The sequence below is a fragment of the Streptomyces sp. NPDC093089 genome (assembly GCF_044754405.1).
Classification (GTDB): domain Bacteria; phylum Actinomycetota; class Actinomycetes; order Streptomycetales; family Streptomycetaceae; genus Streptomyces.
Map to the genome: position 1 here is coordinate 262,595 of NZ_JBIVPA010000013.1, position 26,552 is coordinate 289,146.

General features: G+C 72.1%; 19 protein-coding genes and 2 pseudogenes. 10 read left to right on the top strand and 11 right to left on the bottom strand.

The window, feature by feature from the left end; all coding sequences use genetic code 11:
• Positions 1-47 precede the first annotated feature (47 nt).
• The 5 genes from gcvT (at position 48) to ACIQFX_RS29155 (ending at position 4,982) form a co-directional block, all read left to right on the top strand.
• The gene (gene gcvT / locus ACIQFX_RS29135) at positions 48-1,163 is read left to right on the top strand and encodes a glycine cleavage system aminomethyltransferase GcvT (protein WP_402469272.1); all 1,116 of its coding nucleotides are present in this window, start codon (positions 48-50) and stop codon (positions 1,161-1,163) included.
• A gap of 77 nt (positions 1,164-1,240) precedes the next feature.
• Positions 1,241-1,618, top strand: coding sequence for a glycine cleavage system protein GcvH (gcvH, locus tag ACIQFX_RS29140; RefSeq protein WP_376490566.1), 378 nt, complete (start codon positions 1,241-1,243; stop codon positions 1,616-1,618).
• Between the two features lie 24 nt (positions 1,619-1,642).
• A complete protein-coding gene (gene glyA / locus ACIQFX_RS29145; RefSeq protein WP_402469275.1) occupies positions 1,643-2,911 on the top strand; it encodes a serine hydroxymethyltransferase in 1,269 nt (422 codons plus the stop codon).
• Positions 2,912-3,050: 139 nt separating this feature from the next.
• The gene (locus ACIQFX_RS29150; protein WP_402469278.1) at positions 3,051-4,421 is read left to right on the top strand and encodes an L-serine ammonia-lyase; all 1,371 of its coding nucleotides are present in this window, start codon (positions 3,051-3,053) and stop codon (positions 4,419-4,421) included.
• A gap of 285 nt (positions 4,422-4,706) precedes the next feature.
• Positions 4,707-4,982, top strand: a complete 276-nt coding sequence (locus ACIQFX_RS29155; RefSeq protein ID WP_402469281.1) for a hypothetical protein — start codon at positions 4,707-4,709, stop codon at positions 4,980-4,982.
• A 295-nt stretch (positions 4,983-5,277) separates the two neighbouring features.
• Here the strand turns inward: ACIQFX_RS29155 and ACIQFX_RS29160 are convergent.
• A pseudogene (locus ACIQFX_RS29160) lies at positions 5,278-5,769 on the bottom strand (CopD family protein); the annotation flags it as partial.
• Positions 5,770-5,842: 73 nt separating this feature from the next.
• Positions 5,843-6,058, bottom strand: a complete 216-nt coding sequence (locus ACIQFX_RS29165; protein ID WP_189830809.1) for an EF-hand domain-containing protein — start codon at positions 6,056-6,058, stop codon at positions 5,843-5,845.
• A gap of 74 nt (positions 6,059-6,132) precedes the next feature.
• On the opposite strand from ACIQFX_RS29165, the gene ACIQFX_RS29170 reads away from it, so the two are divergent.
• Positions 6,133-6,768, top strand: coding sequence for a GNAT family N-acetyltransferase (locus ACIQFX_RS29170; RefSeq protein ID WP_189830808.1), 636 nt, complete (start codon positions 6,133-6,135; stop codon positions 6,766-6,768).
• A gap of 101 nt (positions 6,769-6,869) precedes the next feature.
• On the opposite strand, the gene ACIQFX_RS29175 is transcribed toward ACIQFX_RS29170, so the two are convergent.
• The 6 genes from ACIQFX_RS29175 to ACIQFX_RS29200 all read right to left on the bottom strand — a co-directional run bounded on the left by ACIQFX_RS29175 (position 6,870) and on the right by ACIQFX_RS29200 (position 13,375).
• Positions 6,870-8,051, bottom strand: a complete 1,182-nt coding sequence (locus ACIQFX_RS29175) for a PQQ-binding-like beta-propeller repeat protein (protein ID WP_402469284.1) — start codon at positions 8,049-8,051, stop codon at positions 6,870-6,872.
• Positions 8,051-8,857, bottom strand: a complete 807-nt coding sequence (locus ACIQFX_RS29180) for a polysaccharide deacetylase family protein (RefSeq protein WP_402469286.1) — start codon at positions 8,855-8,857, stop codon at positions 8,051-8,053. The genes ACIQFX_RS29175 and ACIQFX_RS29180 overlap by 1 nt, the downstream gene beginning before the upstream one ends.
• 396 nt (positions 8,858-9,253) lie before the next feature.
• Positions 9,254-9,760: an ATP-binding protein gene (locus ACIQFX_RS29185; protein WP_402469289.1), complete on the bottom strand. Its 507-nt coding sequence runs from the start codon at positions 9,758-9,760 to the stop codon at positions 9,254-9,256.
• Positions 9,761-9,857: 97 nt separating this feature from the next.
• Positions 9,858-10,625 (bottom strand): enoyl-CoA hydratase/isomerase family protein, encoded by a 768-nt coding sequence (locus ACIQFX_RS29190; protein ID WP_402469292.1) that lies wholly within the window; start codon positions 10,623-10,625, stop codon positions 9,858-9,860.
• A gap of 90 nt (positions 10,626-10,715) precedes the next feature.
• Positions 10,716-11,981, bottom strand: a complete 1,266-nt coding sequence (locus tag ACIQFX_RS29195; protein WP_402469295.1) for an Ig-like domain-containing protein — start codon at positions 11,979-11,981, stop codon at positions 10,716-10,718.
• 176 nt (positions 11,982-12,157) lie between these two features.
• Positions 12,158-13,375, bottom strand: a complete 1,218-nt coding sequence (locus tag ACIQFX_RS29200; RefSeq protein ID WP_402469299.1) for an Ig-like domain-containing protein — start codon at positions 13,373-13,375, stop codon at positions 12,158-12,160.
• Between the two features lie 164 nt (positions 13,376-13,539).
• On the opposite strand from ACIQFX_RS29200, the gene glgX reads away from it, so the two are divergent.
• Positions 13,540-15,744 carry a glycogen debranching protein GlgX gene (gene glgX, locus ACIQFX_RS29205; RefSeq protein WP_402469302.1) on the top strand — a complete coding sequence of 735 codons (2,205 nt, stop codon included), beginning with the start codon at positions 13,540-13,542 and terminating at the stop codon, positions 15,742-15,744.
• Between the two features lie 372 nt (positions 15,745-16,116).
• Positions 16,117-19,754: pseudogene (locus ACIQFX_RS29210) on the top strand (ATP-binding cassette domain-containing protein); the annotation flags it as partial.
• 106 nt (positions 19,755-19,860) lie between these two features.
• On the opposite strand, the gene ACIQFX_RS29215 reads toward ACIQFX_RS29210, so the two are convergent.
• Complete coding sequence (locus ACIQFX_RS29215) at positions 19,861-21,348, bottom strand: MFS transporter (protein WP_402469304.1); 1,488 nt, start codon at positions 21,346-21,348, stop codon at positions 19,861-19,863.
• Between the two features lie 125 nt (positions 21,349-21,473).
• Between ACIQFX_RS29215 and ACIQFX_RS29220 the strand changes: the two genes are divergently transcribed.
• On the top strand, positions 21,474-22,370 hold the full coding sequence (locus tag ACIQFX_RS29220; RefSeq protein ID WP_402469307.1) for a TetR/AcrR family transcriptional regulator C-terminal domain-containing protein: 897 nt from the start codon (positions 21,474-21,476) through the stop codon (positions 22,368-22,370).
• Positions 22,371-22,574: 204 nt separating this feature from the next.
• Entirely contained in the window at positions 22,575-24,605 is a 2,031-nt protein-coding gene (locus ACIQFX_RS29225) for a M4 family metallopeptidase (RefSeq protein ID WP_402469309.1), read from the top strand.
• Between the two features lie 82 nt (positions 24,606-24,687).
• On the opposite strand, the gene ACIQFX_RS29230 is transcribed toward ACIQFX_RS29225, so the two are convergent.
• Both ACIQFX_RS29230 and ACIQFX_RS29235 read right to left on the bottom strand, forming a co-directional pair.
• Positions 24,688-25,467, bottom strand: coding sequence for a DUF4253 domain-containing protein (locus ACIQFX_RS29230; RefSeq protein WP_402469311.1), 780 nt, complete (start codon positions 25,465-25,467; stop codon positions 24,688-24,690).
• A 29-nt stretch (positions 25,468-25,496) separates the two neighbouring features.
• Positions 25,497-26,552: RHS repeat-associated core domain-containing protein (locus ACIQFX_RS29235; RefSeq protein ID WP_402469313.1), on the bottom strand; the 1,056-nt coding region annotated here is incomplete at its 5' end.

Sequence of the window (26,552 nt, forward strand, 5' to 3'; positions counted from 1 at the left end):
CATGTGTTTCGTCACCGATCACGCCCTTGGGACCCGGGAGCCACCCCATGAGCACTGCCCCCCGTCTGACCGCCCTCGATACCCTGCATCGTTCGCTGGGCGCGACCATGACCGACTTCGCGGGCTGGGACATGCCGCTGCGGTACGCCAGCGAGCGCGACGAGCACAACGCCGTCCGCACGAAGGCCGGCCTCTTCGACCTCTCCCACATGGGCGAGATCACGGTCACCGGCCCGCAGGCCGTCGACCTGTTGGACTACGCCCTCGTCGGCAACATCTCCACGGTGGGCAACGGCCGCGCCCGCTACACGATGATCTGCCAGGAGGACGGCGGCATCCTCGACGACCTGATCGTCTACCGCCTCGGCGAGACGGAGTACATGGTCGTCGCCAACGCCTCCAACGCGCAGATCGTCCTGGACGCGCTGGTGGCCCGCGCGGAGGGCTTCGACGCCGAGGTCCGCGACGACCGCGACGCGTACGCCCTGATCGCGGTCCAGGGCCCGGAGTCCCCCGGCATCCTGAAGTCGATCACCGACGCCGACCTGGACGGCCTGAAGTACTACGCCGGTCTGCCCGGCACGGTCGCGGGCGTGCCCGCGCTGATCGCCCGTACCGGCTACACCGGTGAGGACGGCTTCGAGCTGTTCCTGAAGCCGGAGCACGCGGAGGGCGTCTGGACGGCGCTGACCGAGGCGGGCGCGGGCGTCGGCCTGATCCCCTGCGGCCTGTCCTGCCGTGACACGCTCCGCCTGGAGGCGGGCATGCCGCTGTACGGCCACGAGCTCACCACCGCCCTCACCCCCTTCGACGCGGGTCTCGGCCGGGTCGTGAAGTTCGAGAAGCCCGGCGACTTCGTCGGCCGCAAGGCGCTGGAGGCCGCCGCCGAGCGCGCCGAGACCGCCCCGCCGCGCAAGCTGGTCGGCCTGATCGCCGAGGGCCGCCGCGTCCCGCGCGCCGGCTTCCCGGTCGTCTCCGGCGGCGAGGTCGTCGGCGAGATCACCTCGGGCGCCCCGTCCCCGACCCTCGGCAAGCCGATCGCCATCGCGTACGTCGACGCGGCGCACGCTGCTCCCGGCACCGCGGGTGTAGGTGTGGACATCCGCGGCACCCACGAGCCCTACGAGGTCGTGGCGCTGCCGTTCTACAAGCGCCAGAAGTGACGCATTCGTCTCACCCGGCGTCTCACCCCGCAAGACCCACGTACATCAGTACTCCCCCGATCCAGGAGAATCAGGCCATGAGCAACCCCCAGCAGCTTCGCTACAGCAAGGAGCACGAGTGGCTGACGGACGCCGTTGACGGCGTCGCGACCGTCGGCATCACCGAGCACGCGGCGAACGCGCTCGGCGACATCGTGTACGTCCAGCTCCCCGAGGTCGGCAGCACCGTGACCGCGGGCGAGGAATGTGGCGAGCTGGAGTCGACCAAGTCCGTCAGCGAGCTGTACTCCCCGGTGACCGGCGAGGTCGTCGAGGCGAACCAGGACGTCGTCGACGACCCGGCGCTGGTGAACACCGCCCCGTTCGAGGGCGGCTGGCTGTTCAAGGTGCGCCTCGCGGACGAGCCGAAGGACCTGCTCTCCGCCGACGAGTACACCGCCTTCACCGCCGGCTAACCGAGACCCCCAAGGGATCGATTCATGTCGCTTCTGAACACTCCCCTCCACGAGCTGGACCCCGACGTCGCCGCCGCCGTCGACGCCGAGCTCCGCCGTCAGCAGTCCACCCTCGAGATGATCGCGTCGGAGAACTTCGCTCCGGTCGCCGTCATGGAGGCCCAGGGCTCCGTCCTCACCAACAAGTACGCCGAGGGCTACCCGGGCCGCCGCTACTACGGCGGCTGCGAGCACGTCGACGTGGCCGAGCAGATCGCGATCGACCGGATCAAGGACCTGTTCGGCGCCGAGTACGCCAACGTCCAGCCCCACTCCGGCGCCTCCGCGAACCAGGCCGCCCTGTTCGCCATCGCCCAGCCCGGCGACACGATCCTGGGCCTGGACCTGGCGCACGGCGGTCACCTGACCCACGGCATGCGCCTGAACTTCTCGGGCAAGCAGTTCAACGTGGTCGCGTACCACGTGGACGAGGCCGGCCTGGTCGACATGGCCGAGGTCGAGCGCCTCGCCAAGGAGCACCGCCCGAAGGTGATCATCGCGGGCTGGTCCGCCTACCCGCGCCAGCTGGACTTCGCGGAGTTCCGCCGGATCGCCGACGAGGTCGAGGCGAAGCTGTGGGTCGACATGGCCCACTTCGCGGGCCTGGTCGCGGCCGGTCTGCACCCGAACCCGGTCCCGTACGCGGACGTGGTGACCTCCACCACGCACAAGACACTCGGCGGCCCCCGCGGCGGCATCATCCTCGCGAAGAAGGAGTTCGCGAAGAAGCTGAACTCCTCGGTCTTCCCCGGCTTCCAGGGCGGCCCGCTGGAGCACGTGATCGCGGCCAAGGCCGTCTCCTTCAAGGTCGCGGCCTCGGAGGAGTTCAAGGAGCGCCAGCAGCGCACCCTGGACGGCGCCCGCATCATCGCCGAGCGCCTGGTCCAGGACGACGTCACCGCGCACGGCGTCTCGGTCCTGTCCGGCGGCACGGACGTGCACCTGCTCCTCGTCGACCTGCGCGACAGCGAGCTGGACGGCCAGCAGGCCGAGGACCGCCTCCACGAGGTCGGCATCACGGTCAACCGGAACGCCGTTCCGAACGACCCGCGCCCGCCGATGGTCACCTCCGGTCTGCGCATCGGCACGCCGGCGCTCGCGACCCGCGGTTTCCAGGCGGACGACTTCACCGAGGTCGCCGACATCATCGCGGAGACCCTGAAGCCGGGCTTCGACGCCGACAAGGCCGAGGCGCTCAAGGCCCGGGTGACCGCCCTGGCGGACAAGCACCCGCTGTACCCCGGCCTGAAGTAATTTCGTACGCTTTTGTTCGTACGAAAGCTCCGGGGCACCGCGCACACTGGACAGTGAGCGCGGTGCCCCGTCCCATGCTCAGCCTTTCTGCTCCACCCCGGCAGACAACGGCGTCTAGCCCCCCACAAGGAGTCCTCCCGTGGCCATCTCGGTCTTCGACCTGTTCTCGATCGGCATCGGCCCGTCGAGCTCCCACACGGTGGGGCCCATGCGCGCGGCGCGGATGTTCGCGCGCCGACTGAAGAACGAGGGCCTGCTCGCCCACACGGCGACGATACGAGCGGAGCTGTACGGCTCGCTGGGCGCGACCGGCCACGGCCACGGCACCCCCAAGGCGGTGCTCCTCGGCCTGGAGGGCAACTCGCCCCGCACCGTGAACGTCGAGACCGCCGACGAGGAGTTCGAGCGGATCAAGGAGAGCGGCCGGATCAATCTGCTCGGCGCCCACGAGATCCCCTTCGACTTCGACGCCGACCTGATCCTGCACCGGCGCAAGGCGCTCCCGTACCACGCCAACGGCATGACGGTCTTCGCGTACGACGCGGAGGGCGGGCTCGTCCTGGAGAAGACGTACTACTCGGTCGGCGGCGGCTTCGTCGTGGACGAGGACGCCGTGCAGGGCGAGAACCCGATCGTCCCCGACGACACCGTCCTGAAGTACCCCTTCCGGACCGGTGACGAGCTGCTGCGCCTCGCGAAGGAGACCGGTCTCTCGATCTCCTCGCTGATGCTGGAGAACGAGAAGGCCTGGCGCACCGAGGAGGAGATCCGCGAGGGCCTCCTGGAGATCTGGCGGGTCATGCAGGCCTGCGTCTCGCGCGGCATGTCCCGCGAGGGCATCCTGCCCGGCGGCCTGAAGGTCCGCCGCCGCGCCTCCACCCTGGCCCGCAAGCTGCGCTCCGAGGGCGACCCGACCGCGCACGCGATGGAGTGGATCACCCTCTACGCGATGGCCGTGAACGAGGAGAACGCGGCGGGCGGCCGGGTGGTCACCGCCCCGACGAACGGCGCGGCGGGCATCATCCCCGCCGTCCTGCACTACTACATGAACTTCGTGCCCGGCGCCGACGACGACGGCATCGTCCGCTTCATGCTGGCGGCCGGCGCGGTCGGCATGCTCTTCAAGGAGAACGCCTCGATCTCCGGCGCCGAGGTCGGCTGCCAGGGCGAGGTCGGCTCGGCCTGCTCGATGGCGGCGGGTGCTCTCGCCGAGGTCCTGGGCGGCAGCCCGGAGCAGGTGGAGAACGCCGCCGAGATCGGCATGGAGCACAACCTGGGCCTGACCTGCGACCCGGTCGGCGGCCTGGTCCAGATCCCGTGCATCGAGCGGAACGGCATGGCGGCGGTCAAGGCCGTCACGGCGGCCAAGATGTCGATGCGCGGCGACGGCAGCCACCTGGTCTCCCTCGACAAGGTCATCAAGACCATGAAGGAGACGGGCGCCGACATGAGCGTCAAGTACAAGGAGACCGCGCGCGGTGGTCTCGCGGTGAACATCATCGAGTGCTGAACCGTTCACCCGGCACGGCCGGCCCCGGGGTTGCCCGGGGCCGGCCGTGCCGCGTCAGGCGCGGACCCGGGGGACGATGACGTCCGGGCGGTCGGCGCTGAAGGGCCGGCAGGAGAAGACCGGGCCCCGGATCCGGTAGCCGGCCCGGCCCGCGGCCTGGCATTCGGCGTACGAGCCGCAGGGATCGCCGCACAATAGGTCTGGGCCGATCCCCCGAGGGGTCGGCGGAAACCGGCACCGCGGTCGGGTTTCCGCTGCAGTGTCCGCGCCCTGACCATCGAACACGTGGCCGCCGCCTGCCTCGACCTCACGCGGAGCCTGCGGCGCAGGGGCGCGATCGTCCTCGCCGCGTTCGCCCTGGTCTGGGCGCTCGCGGGCGGCTCGGGCACCCCCGCCGCCCTGCCGGTCGGCGTCGTGGCGGCCCTGGTGTCGGCCGGTGCGGTGGTCGTGGCCTTCCGGGGCACCGCCGGGCCCGTGAGGCGCACCGTACGGCTGCCCGAGAAGTGGAACCGGGGGTCGGTCTGGTCAACGCGGCCGAAGTGGTCGCGGTCTTCGCGGTGATCGCCGCGTCGAACGCCTCGGGCCGGCCGGAGCCGATCCCGATCGGGACCGCCCTCGTCGTGGGCCTGCACTTCTTCCCGCCGGCCCGTCTCTTCGACCAGCGGCAGTACACCTGGACCGCGATCCTCCTGGCGGCGGTCGCGCCGACCGGGCTCGCCGCCCTCGCGGCGGGCGCCTCCGCGGAGACGGTCCGGGCGGTGGTGGGCCTGGGTGCGGCGCTCGTGCTCTGGGGCTCGTCCTTCCACGTCTCCCCGCGGGGCCGACGCCCCCGGGGCGCCCGGCCTCGGGGCACGAGCCCGTGCGGATCCGGGACCACGGTGAGCAGCGCCGAGACGAGCACGATCGCCACGAGCACGGAGGCCTCGGCCCGCGCGGGCGCCTGGGCGTTCCCGCCGGACAGCATCCGGCCGCGGGCGGCGAGCGCAAGCAGGCCGGCCCCGCCGAAGAGCACCAGCTTCACGAGGAGGAGCCGGCCGTAGGCGGTGCTCGGGACGGCGTCCGGCGGCAGCCTGCGGAGCGTCGAGGCGGTCCCGGTGACCACCAGCGCGGCGTACGCCCGGGCGGCCGTCCGGGCGTAGCGGACCAGCACCTGCCGTCCGCCGCCGCGCAGCCCCATGGTGCGGAGCACGTACAGGAGGGTGCCCACCCACAGCGAGGCGGCCGTGAGGTGGACGACGGTCAGGCAGGTCCCGAGGACCTGCTGGTGCGCCTCGGGATGGGCGCGCATCGCCTCGGCGCCGACGGCGACGGCGAGCGGCAGGACGGCGAGGCCGGGTCGCCGGGAAGCGTCACCGGACGGTCGTCACCGGGCCCCGGGCGGGCGGCAACTCGGTGTTGCGGCGCCCACCCGGGCGGGCGGGTCAGGCCTTGTTGTAGTGCGCCCAGAACTCGTCCCAGGACAGGACGCCGTCGCCGTTGTCGTCACGCTGCTTGATGAGGACCTCGGCGACCGTCTCGGTGACGTGGAAGTCGCCGTGGCGCGCCATGAGGCTCTTGTACTCCGCGGCGGTGATGAAGCCGTCGCCGTCCGCGTCGAACTGGTTGAATGCCGTACGTGCCGACTCGATGTCCGCCACTGCTTCCGCCCCTTCTCGGTGCTTATCTGACGGGGGTCAGATTAGCTGGCCCGCCGCTGCCGGATGATGGGGGTATGAACGAGGTCGCACGGATCCTGGCGGACGCGGCGAGCGGACGGTTCCCCGCCCCGGACGGCACGACGACGGTGGTGCCCCCACCGAACCCCCGGGACGCCGGGGTGCTGGCCTTCACCGCCCACTCGGTGGTCTTCACGGACGCCGACCCGGCATGGGTGCGGGCCGAGCTGGCGGCCACGTCGAGCGACCCGCTCGCGGCGAGCATGAACCCGGCCTTCCTGGTTGCCCTGATGGCCCGCACCGGCCTGCACATGAACACGATCGACCTCCTGACGGTGGCCGACCGCCTGCCGGGCGCTCCCCCGCTGGAGCTCCGCGAGATCGAGGACCCTGAGCACCCCCGGGTGGCGCGGGCCCTGAAGTTCCGCGACGACGTCCGGGTGTGGGCGGCCGACGGCGGGGTGCTGGTCCTGGGCCGGGGCGTCGCGGGCCGCTGGGAGGCGGCGGTCGAGGTGGACGAGGAGGTCCGTCACCGGGGGCTGGGCCGCGCGCTGGCCACGGCGGCCCGCCACCTCACGCCCGGCGACGTGGTGTGGGCCCAGCAGTCCCCCGGCAACGCCCGCAGCGTCCGGGCCTTCCAGGCGGCCGGCTACCGCCCGGTGGCGTCGGAGGCCCTGCTCATCGCGGGCTGACGGAACCCCGGACCGACGGGCCCCGGACCGACGGACCGCGGGCTGACGGAACCGCGGGCCGACGGACCGCGGGCCGACAGACCTGTCCGTCCGGGCGGCCGCTAGCGGAAGACGCCCGTGTGGCCGAGGGAGTAGCGGCCGGGCTGGGGGTAGACGGCGAGGCCGTGGGGGCCGCCGCCGACCGGGATGCGGGCGATCTGCCGGCCGGTGGTGGTGTCGATGGCGTAGACCTCGGAGTCGTACCGGCCGGAGAGCCAGAGGACCTTGCCGTCGGCGGAGACCCCGCCCATGTCGGGCGAACCGCCGTCGGGGAGCCGCCACTTCTTGGTGAGCTTGTTCTGCGCGAAGTCGAAGACGGAGACGGAGCCCTCGCCGCGGTTGGGCACGTACATCTCGCGCGAGTCCCGGCTGACGTAGAGGCCGTGGGCGCCCTTGCCGGTGGGCAGCAGGCTGGGGACGGTGAACTTCTCGCCGTCGAGCACCCACATGCCGTGGGCCATCATGTCGGCGACGTAGAAGGTCTTCCCGTCCGGGGAGATCTTCACGTCCTGCGGCATGGCGCCCTCGAAGGGCAGTTTCAGCTGGCCGACCACCTCCATCTTCTCGGTGTCGACCTTGAGGAGTTCGCCGGAGAACTCGCAGGAGACGACGAAGTAGCGCCCGTCGGCGGAGAAGTCGGCGTGGTTGACGCCGTAGCAGCTCACCGGGACGGACTTCCTCCGCTCCATGGTGTGCGGGTCGCGGAAGACGAGTTCGCGGTCGAGGGACGCCATGACGACGGCGTACTTGCCGTCGGGCGTGAAGTAGAGGTTGTACGGGTCGTGGACCTCGACGGGCTTGCCGGCGACGCCGGTGGCGGGGTCGATGGGGGTGAGGGTGTGGCCCCGGTTGTTGTTGACCCAGAGGGTCTTCAGGTCCCAGGACGGGACGACGTGCTGGGGCTGGACGCCGACCGGGATGGTCTCGACGACCTTGTAGGTGGCGGGGTCGATGACCGAGACGGTGTTGGAGTTGGTGTTCGGGACGTAGACCCGGGAGGGGAAGTTCCGCACCACCGGGGAGAGCCGGCCGGGCCGGTCGGCGGCGTAGACGTCGTTCGGGTCGAGCAGGGGCGGCATGCCGGGCAGTCCGGCGGGGGCGGCGGCGGGTTTGGGCACGGCGGGGGCGGCCGCCTTCTTCACGGCCGTGGCGCCGCCGCCGGGGTCCCCGGTGCCGCAGCCCGCGAGGGCGGCGAGGAGCGCGGCGGCGAGGAGGGTCCTGGTTCTCTTCGTGGGGTGGGCCATCAGGTCAGCAGCTCCGTGGTGGTGACCGCGCGCAGTCCGCGGCGGTCGAGGTCGGCGAGGAGGAGGGGCAGCGCGGCGGCGGTGACCGGGTGGCCGAAGTGCAGGCTGACGACGGAGCCTGCCCGGACGGCCCCGGTGACGTCGCGGACGACGGTGGCGGCGTCGGGCGCGGTGAAGTCGAGGGAGTCGACGTCGTACGAGAGGACGTGCGGGTATCCGGCGCGGTGGGCCGCGCGCAGGACGGCGGGGGCGGCGTGCCGGGTCCGGGAGGGCCGGAACCAGCTGCCGACGGAGCCGGTGAGGCGCCGCAGCCGGGCGGCGCAGGCCTCGATCTCGGCGTGGGCCTCGGCCTCGGTCATGGCGTTGATGTCGAGGTGGCGCTGGGTGTGGTTGCCGAGGTCGTGTCCGCCGTCGAGGACGCGGCGGGCGAGGGCGGGGTGGTCGTCGAGCCAGCTGCCGACGGCGAGGACGGTGACGCGGGCGCCCGCCTTCTCCGCCTGGCCGAGGAGGGTGCGGGCGAGGGCGGGGTCGCCCTGTCCGTGGAAGGTCAGGGCGACCCGGGGCCGGTCGCGGGGGCCGTGCGCGATCTCGTCGGGCAGGCCGGGGAACCGGCGGGGCGCGGGGGCGACGGCGGGCGCGGGGGCGGGACGCCGCACGGCGGCGGGGGTGGAGGTGGGCGCGGGGCGCCGTGCGGCGGCGGGGGTGGGTGCGGGGCGGGGTTCCGTACCGCAGGCGGTGGCGAGGGCTCCCGCGACGGCGGCGGCCGCGCCCGCCCGGAGGGCTCCTCGGCGGTCGGTCGGCTTCACGCGACCATTCAAGGGGGATCTGGCTCGATTTATTACGATTAGGCCATTTCAGGACGTTTGCGACCCTCGCAAGGGCGTCCAGCATGCGGACGGGCCGGGCAAACAAGCAGTGAACCGCATAGTCATTCACTATTTACAAGGCGAGTGCTACACGTCACCAACGATTCACTATTAAACCGTCCTGTTTTGACCTTGATTGCCCCGGTAGGGACTTTTGGCGGGAAGGCCACCCGTCTGACATAGTCGGAGTCACCGACCCCCATTGACCCGGGCCAGGTCGACATAGCTGCCGTGGATACACCCCCCCGTCCACGGCGCATCACACGGAAGCCCCCAGGCGCCCCACCACGGCACACGGGGGCTTCCGTGCGTGCGGGGGCGGTCGGGAGGGCGCACTCAGGGGCGGTCGGCGACGCGCATCTCGAACCACGTCGTCTTGCCACGCGGCGCCAGGTCCACGCCCCAGCGGTCCGAGAGCTTGTCCACGAGGAAGAGCCCGCGGCCGCTCGTGTCGAGCTCGTGCACCGGCATCAGGCAGGGCAGCCCGCGCGAGGGGTCCCGGACCTCGATCCGGATCCAGCCTCGGCGACGCTGGAGCCGCAGCGCGAAGACCCGGGCGCCGGTGTGCCGGACCGCGTTCCCCACGAGCTCCGAGACGAGGAGCACCGCGTGCTCGGCGATCTGCGGGCCGAGGCCCCACTGACGCAGGATCACGTGCTGGGTCAGCCTGCGGGCCACCCACGCCGATTCGGGCCGGGACGGCAGCCGGACGTCCTCCTCGGCCGGATTGCCGTACAACTCCACTGCTTCGGCGGCCTGTTCGTCCTCCGCGGCCGGTGACCAGCGCGCGGCGGCGGCGCTGCCGCGCTGCCAAGGTTGTTCCCTACCCTCCAGGCCCGCCATGCCCCCCATCATGGCCGCACGAAGCCCTCCGCGGGGGCCGTTCCGGTGGAATCGGCCCCCGCGGGATCACCTTCCGGGTGACGCGCCGGGGCACACGTCAGGCGAACTTCGCCTTGCCCGGGCCCTCCTCGACGAAGCTGCGCATCCCGCGCTCGCGGTCCTCGGTCGCGAACAGGCCCGCGAACCAGGTGCGCTCGATGGCCAGGCCGGTGTCGATGTCGGCCTCCAGGCCCTGGTCGATCGCCTCCTTGGCGGCCCGCAGGGCGACGGCCGGGCCCTGCGCCAGCTTGGCGGCCCAGGCGTGCGCCTGCTCGTACACCTCGGCGGCCGGGACGACCCGGTCGACCAGACCGAGCGTCAGGGCCTCGTCGGCCTTCACCATCCGGCCGGTGAAGATGAGGTCCTTGGCCCGGGAGGGGCCGATCAGCCGCGACAGGCGCTGGGTGCCGCCCGCGCCCGGGATCAGGCCGAGCAGGATCTCCGGCTGGCCCAGCTTCGCGTTGTCGGCGGCGATCCGGTAGTCGGCGCAGAGCGCGAGCTCGCAGCCGCCGCCGAGCGCGTAACCGGTGATCGCGGCCACGACGGGCTTGGGGATGCGGGCGATGGCGGTGAAGGAGTCCTGGAGGGCGCGCGACCGCTTGACCATGGCCACGTGGTCCATGACCTGCATCTCCTTGATGTCCGCACCGGCAGCGAACACCTTCTCGCCGCCGTACAGGACCACGGCCCGCACGTCGTCGCGGTCGGTCAGCTCCTGGGCCAGCTCGCGCAGCCGGTCCTGGGTGGCGATGTCCAGGGCGTTCATCGGGGGGCGGTCGAGGCGGATCGTGCCGACGCCTTCGGCGACTTCGAGGTTCACAGTCATGGGGGAAGGTTAGTCGGCGTTAACGCGGAGGGACCCGGTGCTGTTGCTCACAGCACCGGGTCCCTCATCGGTCGCTCGGGACGGGACCGCCTAGGCGATCCACTCCGACCAGTCCATGTTCCAGCCGTTCAGGCCGTTCTCCGGCTTGATCTGCTTGTCCTTGGAGTTCTTCACGATGACGACGTCGCCGATGAGCGAGCGGTCGAAGAACCAGGCCGCCGGGGTCGAGCTGTCGCCCGCGCCGCGCGCGTCCTGCAGGCCGACGCAGCCGTGGCTGACGTTCGTGGAGCCGAAGGTGGAGGCCGGGGCCCAGTAGTTGCCGTGCACGAACGTGCCCGAGTTGGACAGGCGCATGGCGTGCGGCACGTCCTTGATGTCGTACTCGCCGCCGAAGCCGACGGTGGCGCCGTTCATGCGCGTCACCTTGTACTTCTCGCTGATGACCATCTGACCGTTGTACGTGGTCGTGGACGGGGCGCCCGCGGTGATGGGCAGCGTCTTGATGATGGCGCCGTCGCGCTCGACCTTCATCGTCTTGGCGGTCGCGTCGACGGTGGAGACCTGGCGGCGGCCGATGGTGAAGCTGATCGTCTTCTTCTGCTTGCCGTAGACGCCCGGGCGGCCCTCGACACCGTCCAGGTTGAGGTGCACGGTCACCTTGGTGCCGGCGGCCCAGTACTTCTCCGGGCGGAAGTCGAGGCGGTCGTTGCCGAACCAGTGGCCCTCGATCTGCACGGCCGGCTCGGCCGTGACCTTGATGGCCTTCTCGACGGCCTCCGGGTCGGTGATGCCCCGGGTGAAGTTGATGGAGACCGGCATGCCGACGCCGACGGTCGAACCGTCCTCCGGCGTGTAGTGGCCGATGAAGGTGTTCTTCGGGACCAGCGTGGTGAAGGTGGTGTCCTTCGCCGACTCGCGGCCCTCGCCGTCCTTCGCGATGGCGTGGACCTTGTACTGGGTGCCCGCGGCCAGGTGGGCGGTGGGCGACCAGCTGGCGCCGTCCGCCGCGATCTTGCCCTCGACCTCGGTGCCCTTGGAGTCGGCGACCGTGACCGTGGTCAGCTTGCCCTGCTCCGCGGTGACCTTGAGGGCGCCGCTGGTGGCGACCGCGTCGGCGCCGTCCTTCGGAAGGATCGTGACGACCGCCTGGGAGGCCGCGTTGTCCTGCTTGCCGCCGCCCTGGGCCGCCGGGCCCTGCCCGCCGCCCGTACCGCCGTCGGCGGTCCCGCCGCCGCAGGCGGTGAGCACGAGGAGCAGCGCTCCCGCCGCCACGGCCTGGAGGCGGACGCCTCCGCGCCGCCGGCCGCGCCGCGCCGTCGCGCCTACCGATGCCCCCGATATCGGCTGCCCGTTCACTGTGGTCGTCTCCCCTCGCACGGCCTGGCAACCGCCACGGCCCCACCCCCGTGCGCATCCATCCGCGCACACAGCGCTAGATAATCACACCGCAGGACACGAAAGTTCCTCGTAAATGTCACCGTTCAGTCCCAGTCGACGTGCTAGGAACGGCGGCGCGGGGGGAAGGCGGCCGGTCAGTCGAGCGCGGAGCCCTCCCGCCACTGCTTCCAGTCCAGGTTCCAGCCTCCGAGGCCGTTGTCGGGAGCGACCGTCCTGTCGCGGGAGTTGACCACCTCGACCACGTCGCCGATGAGCGTCCGGTCGAAGAACCAGCCCGCGGGCGAGTCGGCGCTGCCGCCCTTGTCGTCGCGCAGCCCCACGCAGCCGTGGCTGACGTTGGCGGAGCCGAAGGTGGAGGCCGCGGCCCAGTAGTTGCCGTGCAGGAAGGTGCCCGAGTCGGTGAGGCGCATCGCGTGCGGCACGTCCTTGATGTCGTACTCGCCGCCGAAGCCGACGGTCCGGCCGTCCATCCGCGTCACGTCGTACAGCTCCGTGACGACCATCCTGCCGTTGTACGTGGTCGTCTTCGGCGCTCCCGCGGTGATCGGCACGGTGGCCAGGACCTCGCCGTCCCGCCGGACCACCATGGTGTGCTCGGCGGCGTCGACGGTGGAGACCTGGGAGCGGCCGATGGTGAAGCCGATCTTCTTGCGCTGGATGCCGTACACGCCGGGCGCCCCCTCGACGTCCCGCAGGCCGAGCTCGACGGTGACCTTCGTGCCGGGCCGCCAGTACGCGGCGGGGCGGAAGTCGAGCCGCTCCTTGCCGAACCAGTGGCCGACCACCTCCACCGGCGGCACGGAGGTGACGCGGATGGCCCGCTCGACCGCGGCCCGGTTCTCGACGGGCCGGTTGAAGCCGAAGGAGACGATCATGCCGGTGCCGACCGTGGAACGGTTCTCCGGCTTGAAGTAGCCGATGAAGCGGCTCTCCGGCACCACCGTGGTGAAGGTGGTGTGGCGGGCCGAGCGGCGCCCGTGCGCGTCGAGCGCGACCGCGTCCACGCTGTACTTCGCGGACAGCGCGAGCCGGGTGTCCGCCTTCGGCCGCCAGCGCAGCCCGTCCGCGGAGATCTCCCCGGCGATCCGGGTCCGCTGGGCGTCCTCGACCTGCACGACCGTCACCCGTTCCAGCCGGCCGCTGTCGATCCGCACCTCGACCGGGCCCTCCGCCGGAACCGCCTTGCTGCCGTCCTCCGGGCTCACCCGGATGACGTCGCCGGGGGCCCGCGCCTTGCCCGGCAGGGAGATGTCGATGCCCCCTCCGCCGTCCGCCCCTGTGCAGCCCGCAAGGCCGGCGACCAGTCCCGCGACCGCCAGGGCGTACCTCGTCCGCTTCCATACTCGATTCACGCTCGGCCCAACGACGGCCACCCTCCAGGGGAAACGTGCGTGCGGGGCATGTTGGGAGCCCGGCCGTCCGGGCAGAACAGGGGGAGAACCACGCGCGGGAGCGGCGGCCGGGACGCCGCCGCTCCCGCGGGTGCGGGCCCGACGAGCCGCGGGAGGCCGGGACGGTGGCGAGCGCAGCCGAGCAGGAGGCGGTATCCGAGCATGCCCCGGAGCGGGCGGTGCCACCCGTATGGCCGGGTGCGCCGACGCCGCTCGGCGCCCGCTGCCGGGTCGGTCCGGGCGGGACGGCGGGCACCAACTTCGCCCTGTGGGCGGGCGGCGCGGAGGCCGTCGAACTGTGCCTCTTCGAGGCGGACGGCACGGAGACGCGGCTGCCGCTGACCGAGCTGACCCACGAGATCTGGCACGGCTTCGTGCCGGGCGTCGGAGCGGGGCAGCGGTACGGCTACCGGGTGCACGGCCGCTGGGACCCGTGGACGGGCGCCCGCTGGAACCCGGCGAAGCTGCTCCTCGACCCGTACGCGCGGGCCGTCGACGGCGACTTCGCCGCGCTGCCCCCGGAGGCGTACGGACACGTCAGGGACTGGCCGCAGCAGCACGTGGCCGACACCGTCCGCGACGAGCGGGACTCCGCCCCGCACGTGCCGAAGGGGGTCGTCGTCCACGACGACGACGACTGGTCGGACGACCGCAGGCCCAAGACGCCCTGGCAGGACTCCGTCATCTACGAGGTGCACGTCAAGGGCTTCACCAAGCTCCACCCCGGCATCCCCGAGCACCTGCGGGGCACGTACGCGGGGCTCGCGCACCCGGCGGCGATCGAGCACCTCACGGGGCTCGGGGTGACGGCGGTCGAGCTGCTGCCGGTGCACCAGTTCGCGCACGAGGACCACCTGCTGCGGCGCGGGCTGCGCAACTACTGGGGCTACAACTCGGTCGGCTACTTCGCCCCGCACGCGGGCTACTCCTCGTCCGGGACGGCGGGGCAGCAGGTCGGCGAGTTCAAGCGGATGGTGCGGGCCCTGCACGCGGCCGGGATCGAGGTCATCCTCGACGTCGTCTACAACCACACGGCGGAGGCCGGCGAGCTCGGCCCCACCCTCTCCCTGAAGGGCATCGACAACCGCGGCTACTACCGGCTCCAGTCCGACGCCCGCCGGTACGCGGACTACACGGGCTGCGGCAACACCCTGCACGTCGTGCAGCCCCAGGTGCTGCGGCTCATCACCGACTCGCTGCGGTACTGGGTGACCGAGATGGGTGTCGACGGCTTCCGCTTCGACCTGGCGGCGGCCCTCGCCCGCTCCATGCACGACGTCGACATGCTGTCGCCGTTCCTCGCCGTGATCGCCCAGGACCCGGTGCTGCGCCGGGTCAAGCTCATCGCCGAACCGTGGGACGTCGGCAACGGCGGCTACCAGGTCGGCGCGTTCCCACCGCTCTGGACCGAGTGGAACGACCGCTACCGGGACGCCGTACGGGACTTCTGGCGGGGCGCGCTGCCCGACGTGCGGGACCTCGGCTACCGGCTCTCCGGCTCCAGCGACCTGTACGCCTGGGGCGGGCGGCGGCCCTACGCCTCCGTCAACTTCGTCACCGCGCACGACGGCTTCACCCTCCGCGACCTCGTCACGTACGAGCGCAAGCACAACGAGGCCAACGGCGAGGGCAACCGGGACGGCACCCACGACAACCGCTCCTGGAACTGCGGCACCGAGGGCGAGACCGACGACCCCGGGACCAACGCGCTGCGGCTGCGCCAGCAGCGCAACCTGCTCACCACCCTCCTGCTGTCCACCGGGGTGCCGATGCTCGTCGCCGGCGACGAGACCGGCCGCACCCAGGGCGGCAACAACAACGCGTACTGCCAGGACAACGAGATCGGCTGGCTCGACTGGTCCCTGCCGGACGACCCGGGCCGCGGCCAGCTCCTCGCCCTGACCCGCCGGCTCCTCGCCCTGCGCCACCGCCACCCGGTGCTGCGCCGCAGGGCCTTCTTCTCCGGCCGGCCGCAGCGCGCGGACGGACTGCGGGACCTCGCCTGGTTCACCGCCGAGGGCACCGAGATGACCGAGCGGGACTGGTACGCGCCCACCGCCACCCTCGGCCTGTACCTGTCGGGCCGCGACATCCCGGGCCGCGACGAGCGCGGCGAGCGGATCACCGACGACAGCTTCCTCGCCGTCCTCCACGCGGGCCCGCGGCCCCTCGAGTTCCGTCTCCCGGGACCTCCCTGGGCGGCGACGTACGAACTCGTCGTGGACACCGCGCGCACCGACCAGTCCCGCGCGCCCGGCACCCTCCACGAGGGCGGCGGCACGATCACGGTGGGCGCCCGCTCGACGGTCCTGCTGCGGGTCGGGGCCTGACGGACACTCCTGGCCCGGCCACCACGGCGCGACGGCGGTGGCCGGGCGGAGCGGGGGTGCTCGTCGCCGCGGGCCGGGACGCGGCCCGCGGAAGCACCCGTGCGGCGGGCCGTCCTTCGAGCCCCCGTGCGACGGCCCGCGCGTCCGATCAGTGTCGGGGCACGTCCTCACCCCTGTCTTTGGCGCACGGCGCACGGCTCGTTGACCCTGCGCGCACGCGCGGTGCCGCGACCGGCGGGGGCGGCCGGCGGGTACGGCCGTCAGATACGGCCGGCGGGTACGGCCGGCGGGTACGGCCGGCGGGTACGGCCGGCGGGTACGGCCGGAAAACCGGATGAGACGTGTCAGTGGTGAACCGTAAAGTCGGACCTGATGCCCGAGGAACCTGTGAACCCAGTGAATCCCCCGCGCACCGCCGACCGGTCGGCGGTGCGCGTCCTGCTCCGGCTGTGGCCGTACGTACGACCCGTGCGGGGGCGGTGGTTCACGGCGGCGGTCGTGGCGGTCGTCGCGTCGTGCCTGTCGCTCGTGATCCCGCTCGTGCTGAAGTGGATGGTGGACGGGCCGGTCGCGGACCGGGACCCGGGCGGCGTGTGGTGGGGGGCGCTCGGCCTGCTGCTCCTCGGCATCGCGGAGGCGGTGCTGTTCGGCTTCCGGCGGTGGCTGGTGGCACGGCCCCTGTCGGCCGTCGAAGCCGGGATGCGGGCCGATCTGTACCGGAAGCTCCAGCGGCTCCCGATCGCCTTCCACGACCGCTGGGCCTCGGGGCAGCTGCTCTCGCGCGGGACGACCGACCTGATGCTGGTGCGGATGTTCCTGGCGTTCCCGCTGACGTTCCTGCTGGTCAACGGCGTCACCATCATCGCGGGCTATGTGCTGCTCCTCGCCCAGGACTGGTCGCTCGGCCTGGTGCTGCTCACGCCCGTGCTGCCGCTGGTGATCGTCTGCTCGCTGTTCGAGAACCGCTACGGGGTGGTGGCGCGGCGGGCCCAGGACCAGGTCGGCGACCTGACGACGGTCGTGGAGGAGAGCGTCCTCGGCATCCGGATCGTCAAGGGCTTCGGCCGGCACCGCAGCCAGGCGGAGGCCTTCCGGGCGCTCTCGGAGCGGCTGCGCGGCACCGAGCTGGCCAAGGCGCGGCTGCTCGCGATGATCTGGGCGGTCATCACCGTCGTACCCGAGCTGGCCATCGGAGCGGCGCTCGTCCTGGGCACCGTGCAGGTCGCCGACGGCGACCTGTCGGCGGGCACCCTCGTCGCCTTCCTGTCGACGGCGCTCGCGCTGCGCTGGCCGGTGGAGTCGATCGGCTTCCTGCTGGCGATGAGCCAGGAGGCGGCGACCGCCACCGAACGGTACTTCGAGGTGATGGACGCCGAGGAGGAAGCGGACACCGCCTCGGCGACGGCGTCCGCGGACGGCGGCCCGGGCGGGGTGCGCTTCGAGGGAGTGACGTTCCGCTACCCCGACGCGCCCGACGACGCCCCGCCCGTCCTCGACGGCGTCGACCTCCACATCCGGCCCGGCGAGACCCTCGCCCTGGTCGGCGGCACCGGTTCCGGCAAGACGACGCTCACCGCGCTCGTCCCCCGCCTGCACGAGACGACCGGCGGCCGGATCCTGCTGGACGGCGAGGACATCGCCCTGATGGACCGCGCGCGACTGCGGTCCCTGGTGTCGATGGCCTTCGAGGAGCCCACGCTCTTCTCGGCGAGCATCGGCGACAACGTCCTGATGGGCGCCGGGGAGACCGCCGGCGAGCCGGAACTGCGGCGCGCCCTGGGCGTGGCCCAGGCGAACGCCTTCGTCGACCGGCTGCCCGAGGGCGTCGCCACCGAGGTCGGCGAGCAGGGCCTGAGCCTCTCGGGCGGCCAGCGGCAGCGGCTCGCCCTGGCGCGGGCGGTCGTCGGCCGCCCCCGGTTCCTGGTCCTGGACGACCCGCTGTCGGCGCTGGACGTCCACACCGAGGCCCGGGTCGAGGCCGCCCTGCGGGAGGTCCTGCGCGAGACGACGGCCCTGGTCGTGGCGCACCGCCCGTCGACGGTCATGCTCGCCGACCGGGTCGCGCTGCTGTCCCGGGGCCGCATCGCGGCGGTCGGCACCCACCAGGAACTGCTGCGGAGCAGCGAGGAGTACGCCTGGCTGATGTCCGGCGGGACCCAGGAGAAGCGATGACGGACACCACCCTCGAGAAGAAGCCCGCAAAGGGGTCCGCCCCGCCGTCCGACCCCTTCGACCAGGACGACCTGCCCGCCCCGCGCGGCGCGACGGGCGCGCTCCTGCGCTCCCTGCTCGCCGCGCACCGGGCCCGGGTCGCGCTCGCCGCGCTCGTCCTCCTGGTGAAGGAGGGCGCCGTCCAGGCGGGCCCGCTGCTCGTCGCGTACGCCATCGACCGCGGCGTCCCGGCCTTCCGGGCCGGCGACCACGGCCCCGTCATCGCGGTGGCGCTCGGCTACCTGCTCTGCGCGGCCCTGTCCGGACTCCTCCAGTACGTCTTCGTCCGGGGCGCCGCCCGCGTCAACCAGGACGTGCTGCTCGACCTGCGGGGCCGGATCTTCCGCCACGCGCAGGTGCTGAGCGTCGACTTCCACGAGCGCTACACCTCGGGCCGGCTGATCTCGCGCTCCACCACCGACGTCGAGTCCCTGCGCGAGCTCCTGTCCGAGGGGCTCCAGGAACTCGTCGGCGTGGTCCTCTCCTTCGTCTCCATCTCCCTCGTCCTCCTCTGGCTCGACCTGGGCATCGGCGCGGTGGCCGTCCTCTCCTTCGCACCGCTGTACCTGCTGGTCGGCAGCTACCGCCGGCGGGTCGGCCAGGTCTACACCGAGCGCTCCACGGCCATCGCGGGCGTGATCGTGAAGTTCGCGGAGACGATGAACGGCATCCGCCCGGTCCGCGCGTTCCGCCGCGAGGCGGTCAACGACGCCGAGTTCGCCGTCCTCAACCACCGCCACGAGATCAGCAACGGCGACGCCCTCCTGGAGATGGCCCGCTACGTCGTCGGCTCCCGCCTGGTCGCGAACACGGCGGTCGCCGGCATGTGCCTCTGGGGGGCGTACCGCGTCGCCGACGGCTCCCTGGCCCTGGGCGTCCTGGCCGCCGCCGTGCTCTACATGCGGCGCCTGTACGACCCCATCGACCGGCTCGGCATGTTCCTCAACTCCTACGAGTCGGCGGCCGCGTCCCTCGCCAAGATCGCCGGCCTCCTCGCCCAGGAGCCGGGCGTGCCCGAGACGACCGCGCCCCGCGCCCTCCCCGGGCGCACGGGCACCCCGGGCCGCGAGGTCGTCTTCGACGGGGTCCGGTTCGCCTACCGCACGGGCGGCGAGGTCCTCCCCCGCTTCGACCTGACCGTCCCCGCGGGCCAGACGGTGGCCGTCGTCGGCGCCACCGGCGCCGGCAAGTCGACGCTCGCCAAGCTCCTCGCCCGCTTCTACGACCCCACCGAGGGCCGGGTCCTCCTGGACGGGGTCGACCTGCGCGACCTGAGCACGCCGGACCTCCGGCGCGGGGTCGTCATGGTCACCCAGGAGGCCTTCCTGTTCTCGGGGACGGTCGCCGAGAACATCGCGATCGGCCGCCCGGACGCGAGCCGCGACGAGATCGAGGCGGCGGCCAAGGCCATCGGCGCCCACGACTTCATCGCGGCCCTCCCCGACGGCTACGACACGGACGTCCGCAAGCGCGGCGGCCGCATCTCGGCCGGCCAGCGCCAGCTGGTCGCCTTCGCCCGCGCCCTCCTCGCGGACCCGGCCGTCCTCATCCTCGACGAGGCCACCAGTTCCCTGGACGTGCCGGGCGAGCGGGCCGTCCAGCAGGCCATGGACACCGTCCTGGCCGGCCGGACCGCCGTCGTCATCGCCCACCGGCTGTCCACCGTCGAGGTGGCGGACCGGGTCCTCGTCATGGACGCGGGCCGCATCGTCGAGGACGGCAGCCCCCGCTCGCTCGTCGCCGGCGACGGCCACTACGCCGGTCTCCACCAGGCCTGGCGCGACAGCCTGGTGGGCTGACGCGCCGGGCGGGGCGGCACCGGGCGGGCCGCCTCGGCCCGCCGCCGGCCCGACGCCCCTCTCACGCCTGCCGGCCTCACGCCCTGCCGGCCTCACGCCCGCCGCCTCACGCCCGCCGCCGGAGCAGTCGTACCGCCGAGCCCGCCGCGATCAGCATCAGGAGGGCGGCGCCCGCGGCCGCGGCCCCCATGGAGTCGACGAACGCCGTGCGGGCCGCGTCGAGCACGGCCGGCGAACCGCCCAGCGCGCCGCCCAGGGTCTCCCGGGCGGCGGCGGGCGCGGTCGCGGGCACGGCCGCCGTGTAGACGACCGCGCCCAGGGAGCCGAGCAGCGCCATGCCGAGCGCCCCGCCGAGTTCCTGCCCCGCCTCCATGACGGCGGCGGCGGATCCCGCGCGCTCGGGCAGCGCGGCGCCGAGGGCGAGTTCGTTGGCGAGGGTCATGGCCGACACGAGCCCGGAGGCGTACACGGCGCTTCCGACGAGGACGGCCCAGAACGGCGTGGCCCGGTCGACGGCGGCCAGCCAGCCGAACCCGGCGGCGGAGACGAGGAGCCCGCCGCCCATGACGTACGCCCGGTCGATCCGTCCGGCGAGCACCGCGGCGACCGGCGCGGCGAGCAGGACGCCGCCGGTGGGGACGAGGCTCCACAGGGCCGCTTCGAGGGGGCTCTGGCCGAGGACGGACTGGAGGTACTGGGTGAGGAAGACGGCGTAGCCGACGGTCGCGGCCATGGCGAGCAGGTTGACGAGGAGCGACCCGCCGTAGGCGGGGGTCCGGAGGAGCCCCGGGTCGACCATGGGGTGGGCGAGGCGGGCCTGGCGGCGGGCGAAGACGAGGGCGAGGAACAGCCCGAAGGTCACGCCGAGCGCGGGCAGGGGCGCCCAGCCGTCCTGGGCGAGTTCCTTGACGCCGTGGATCAGCGGCAGCAGGGCGGCGAGGGAGAGCCCGGCGCTGACGAGGTCGAACCGGCCGCCGCCCGAGGCCGGCTTGGACTCGGGCAGCAGCAGGGGCGCGAGGACGAGCAGCAGCAGCATCGCGGGCAGGTTGACGAGGAACACCGAGCCCCACCAGAAGTGTTCGAGGAGCGCTCCGCTGACGACGGGCCCGAGCGAGATGCCGCTCGCCATGACGGCGGTCCACAGGGTGACGGCCTTGGCGCGCTGGGCCGCGTCCCGGAAGAGGGTGCGGATGAGGGCGAGGGTGGACGGCATGAGGCAGGCGCCGGCGACGCCGAGGAGCGCGCGGGCGCCGATGAGGGCGCCGGGGGTGTGGGCGTAGGCGGCGGCGCCCGAGGCGACGCCGAAGAGGGCGGCGCCGAGGAGGAGGAGCCTGCGGCGTCCGACGCGGTCGCCGAGGGCTCCCATGGTGACGAGGAGTCCGGCGAGCACGAAGCCGTACATGTCGAGGATCCACAGCTGCTGGGTCGCGCCGGGGCGGAGGTCGGCGGCGATGGCGGGGATCGCGAAGTAGAGGACGGAGACGTCCATGGAGACGAGGAGCAGCGGCAGCATGAGCACGCCGAGCGCGGTCCATTCGCGCCGGCCGGCGCGGTCGGGTCCTGTCGTGGGTCCGGGGCTCGCGGTGAGTGTCATGGGGGGAAGGAAGCAGCCAGTGGTGTACGGCGCCACTCCCGCCCTAGTGCACCTCGGACGGTGGCCGGGAAGCCGCAGTTCGGCACCGCGTACACCGTCTCGACCGCACTAGTACACTCCCCGCCGTGCCGACTCCTCCGCCCTACCTCTCCATCGCCGCCGAGCTCCGCCGCCGCATCCGGACCGGCGAGCTGCTCCCGGGCGCGCTGGTGCCGTCGACGCGGGCCATCACCCGCGAGTGGGGCGTGGCGATGGCCACGGCGACGAAGGCGCTGGGGGTGCTGCGCCAGGAGGGTCTCGTACGGGCGGAGCCGGGCGTGGGCACGATGGTCGTCGCCCTCGCGGATCCGGACGCGGCGCCCCTGTCGCGGGAGCGGCTCGTGGCCGCCGCGCTCGAACTCGCCGACGCCGAGGGGCTGAACGCGCTGACGATGCGGCGGGTGGCGACGGTCCTGGGGGTGTCGACGATGACGCTGTACCGCCATGTGCCGGGCAAGGCCGAGCTGGTGCGGCTGATGGCGGACGCGGCGTGCGGGGAGGTGCCGCTGGGTCCGGTGCCGGCGGACTGGCGGACGGGGCTGGAGGTGGGGGCGCGCTGGTTGCGGGCGGTGTACACCCGGCACCGGTGGATGGCGCACGCGATGGCCTCGTTCACGCGGCCGGTCGCGACGCCGAACGCGATGGCGTACACGGAGTGGGTGCTGCGGGCGCTGCGGGGCACGCCGCTGTCGCCCTCGGACAAGCTCCACGCCCATCTGCTGATCTTCGCGTACGTCCAGGGCCTGTCGATGGCGGACGATCTGGAGGAGCAGGCGCGCCAGGACACGGGGATCTCCGACGGCGAGTGGATGGAACAGAATGAGCCACGGTTCGACGCGATCCAGGCGGCCGGCTCGTACCCGGAGCTCGCGGCGGTGACCAGCGCCGGAGGCTTCGGTCTGGACCTGGATTCGTTCTTCGAATTCGGGCTCCGCAGAACGTTGGACGGCATCGCGGCCATGATCGGCGAAACGTCCGGTTAACGAACACCGACGTACGGGCAGCGGACGATTTCCGGCCAACTTGTCGATGCGCTCCTGACAGGTCCCCGTCATTCCTGTCACTCTCTCCCCGGTCCTTCGCATCAATGTTCAGCGCTTCACCCGCACGTGCTCCACAGCTCTCCTTGCTCCGCCCGGACGGGCTCACCCAAGTCCGCCGGTACCCCCCTCGCATAAGGAGTCTGCGTGAGATCCACGCCCAGCCGTCGTGCCACCGCGACCGGCGCTCTGATCGCCGCCGCCGCCATGATCGCCGTCGGCGTCCAGACGGGTTCCGCCACCGCGGCGAACTCCCCCTGGAGCGCCGCCCCCCAGGCCCAGCAGGGCACCTCGGCGAACCCCGGCAAGCTCCCGGCCGACCTCACCCCCGCCGAGCGCATCGCGCTCATCAAGGCGGCCGACGCCGACAAGGCCGCCACGGCCAAGTCCCTCGGCCTCGGCGCCCAGGAGAAGCTGGTCGTCCGCGACGTCGTGCAGGACCGCGACGGCACGACCCACACGCGCTACGAGCGCACCTACGCCGGACTGCCCGTCCTGGGCGGCGACCTGATCGTCGAGGAGTCCAAGGCCGGCGCGTACCAGGGCGTCTCCAAGGCCTCCCGCGCGGAGCTGAAGAACGTCGACACGACCGCGACCGTCACCCCGGCCGCCGCGTCGAAGCAGGCCCTGAGCGCCGCACAGGCCGAGGGCGCCGACAAGGCCGAGACCAACCGCGCCCCGCGCAAGGTCGTCTGGATGGCCAACGGCACGCCCGTCCTCGCGTACGAGACCGTCGTCGGCGGCCTCCAGCACGACGGCACCCCGAACGAGCTGCACGTCGTCACCGACGCCAAGACCGGCGCGAAGCTGTACGAGTGGCAGGCCATCGAGACCGGCACCGGCAACACGATGTACAGCGGCCAGGTGACCCTCGGCACCGCGCCCTCGTACACGCTGACCGACACCGGCCGCGGCAACCACAAGACGTACAACCTCAACGGCGGTACGTCGGGCACCGGGACGCTGTTCAGCAACACCACCGACGTGTGGGGCAACGGCCTCCCGTCCAACAAGGAGACGGCCGGCGCCGACGCCCACTACGGCGCCGCGCTCACCTGGGACTACTACAAGAACGTGCAGGGCCGCAGCGGCATCCGCGGTGACGGCGTCGGCGCGTACACCCGGGTCCACTACGGCAACGCGTACGTCAACGCGTTCTGGTCGGACTCCTGCTTCTGCATGACGTACGGCGACGGCGCGAACAACGCCAAGCCGCTGACGTCCATCGACGTGGCCGCCCACGAGATGACGCACGGCGTCACCTCCAACACGGCCGGCCTCCAGTACAGCGGCGAGTCCGGCGGCCTCAACGAGGCCACCTCGGACATCTTCGCGGCGGCCGTCGAGTTCTACGCCAACAACGCCAACGACCCGGGCGACTACCTCGTCGGCGAGAAGATCGACATCCGCGGCAACGGCACCCCGCTGCGCTACATGGACAAGCCGAGCAAGGACGGCTCGTCCAAGGACGCCTGGTACTCGGGCATCGGCTCGATCGACGTGCACTACTCCTCGGGCCCGGCGAACCACTTCTTCTACCTGCTGTCCGAGGGCAGCGGTACGAAGACGATCAACGGCGTCACCTACGACTCGCCGACCTCCGACGGCCTGCCCGTCACCGGCATCGGCCGCGCCAAGGCCGAGCTGATCTGGTTCAAGGCCCTCACCACCAAGTGGGGCACGACCACCAACTACGCCGGCGCCCGCACCGGCACGGTCGACGTCGCCAAGGCCCTCTACGGCGCCACCAGCCCCGAGGTCGCGGCCGTCGAGAACGCCTGGGCCGCCATCAACGTCGGCTCCCGCCCCGGCACCGAGCCGCCGACCGGCACGGTCTTCGAGAACAGCACCGACGTCGCCATCCCGGACTCCCCCGGCGCCGCGGTCACCTCGACGGTCAACGTCACCGGCCGCACCGGCAACGCCCCGAGCAACCTCGCCGTCGGCGTGGACATCGTCCACACCTACCGCGGTGACCTCGTCGTCGACCTCATCGCCCCCGACGGCTCGGTCTACAGCCTCTCCAACCGCTCCGGCGGCAGCGCCGACAACATCCAGCAGACGTTCACCGTGAACGCCTCCACCGAGGTCGCCAACGGCGCCTGGAAGCTCCGCGTCCAGGACAAGGCCGCCATCGACACCGGCTACATCAACAACTTCAAGCTGACCTTCCCGTAAGGCCGGCACGAAGCACCGGGCGCCCGGAGGGAACCTTCCCTCCGGGCGCCCGGGCTTTTTCACGCCTTCACGACGGGACCGCTCAGTCCCACCAGAAGCGCCATGCCCCTCCACGAACCTGACGATTCGCCAACTGAGGTGCGTCGGATTCGTCGGGGGAGTACACGTACTGCTCGATCGCCGCTTCGGCCACCGCCAGCGGCTCCTGAGGCGGCCGTGCGACGTCGAGAATCAGCACGGAACCGGACAGGTAGAGGAGTTCCGCCCCGAACCGGTCGTACCAGGTGTGCAGGAATGCCACGTGGTCCGACGCGAGCATCGGACGGCCCCCCGGCCCGTGGTCCCAGTTGCGGCCACGCGCGCGGTCAGGCAGGAGACCCGGTACGCGGTAACCCTTGGAGGTCTCCACCAGGCACAGCCAGGACGGTCTGAAGTCGCTCCACGGATCACACTCCTTGGGGACGGGCGAAACGGACAGAGCCAGGCGCTCCGGGTCGAATTCGTCCCGCCATTCATCCGCCTCCGACTCGTCACCCGCCCCCTTGAGGTGGTCCTCCAGGGCGGCGGCCCTGATCTCGGCGACGAGCGCACGAGGAGCCGTGATCGCCCTGTCGTCGAAGGGCTCCCCCTCCACGGGCGCCCGGTCCACCCAGGCCGAGGGAGATCGGGGGGACAGCACGGGATGGAATCCGGTGCCGTCCCGCAGAGCGAGCAACCGTCGCCACGCGTCCACGGCACCGTCTCCGGTGATCCGGATCCCCAGCATCCGCGAACCGGCTCGCGTGACCGCGTCCTTGATCTCCGCGTCGGAGGCGATGAGCCCCTCCGAACGCAGGATCTCCGCGAGCTGCTCTCTCTGCATCGTCTTCTCCCTCGGCCTTTCGCTCGATGCTACTGAAGTGGCGCGGTGAAGCCCCACCCGTCACCGATGAACCGGACGGTGGTCGCCGTCAGGGGCGTCTTCGAGGTGAACGCCGCACGCTTGGCACTCCTGACGGCCGCCTCCGCGTGTTCCTTGGTGCCTTCGGGAAGGTGAATGATGACGGCGTCGGCACCCTGATTGGCCGCCTTCCCTATCCACCGGCCAATGTGCTTCGCCGACGTCTCGGGGCCTAGGGTCTTGAACTCCGTGCGCACTCCATCGACCCAGGCGTCGAAGCTCTTCTTGCCGTTCACGGAGCCCGGGGCGCCTGTGTCCGCGGATCGGGCCACCACCGTCTTCCCCTCCATGGCGAGGATGAACGCGATCTCGAACTCCTTGTTGTTGAAGCCGAATTCCGTGGTGTCATCCCCGTCTTCCGCATCCTCCTTGCCTTCCGACACCGCCGACTCGTCGATGCGCTCAAGCGCCTCCTCGACCATGCCTTCGAGGCCCTTGTACTCCAGGCCGAAGAGCTTGACGCCGTAGAGGTTCGCGTACCGGTTGAAGTTGCAGCCCGCCCTCTCGGGGCCCGGTGTCATCCGGCAGGCCAACTTGTTGGCGTCATCGATGTCGTCGATGTACTTGCCGATGTAGAACTTGTGCTCCTTCATGATCTGGTCGAGCCGCTTCTTGCGCTGCTCCTTGGCCCGCTGCTTGTTCGTCGTGGCGGCGCGGTTTTCCGAGTCCTGGTTCTGGTAGGTGGTCGTCTTCGGGGCAGGGGAATTGTCGTGTCCCTTGACCTCGCCGACTTCCCAGCCGTTCGACGTGTACGTGCAGTTGGCTATCAGGCAGTCGTCCGGCTTCAGGCCGCTCGGGTCCGACAGGGTCACCGGGTTGTTGTTGGAGTACGTGTACCCGTGGGTCTGCTGCGGGTCCGCGACGTCCATGATCGGGTCGACGGAGACGAAGCGGCCGATGGCCGGGTCGTATTCGCGGGCGCCGAGGTGGGTGAGGCCGGTGTCGGCGTCCTTGGTGCCGCCGACGAAGCCCTTGTCGCCGCGCCAGGTGGCGGGCTGGGCGCCGCG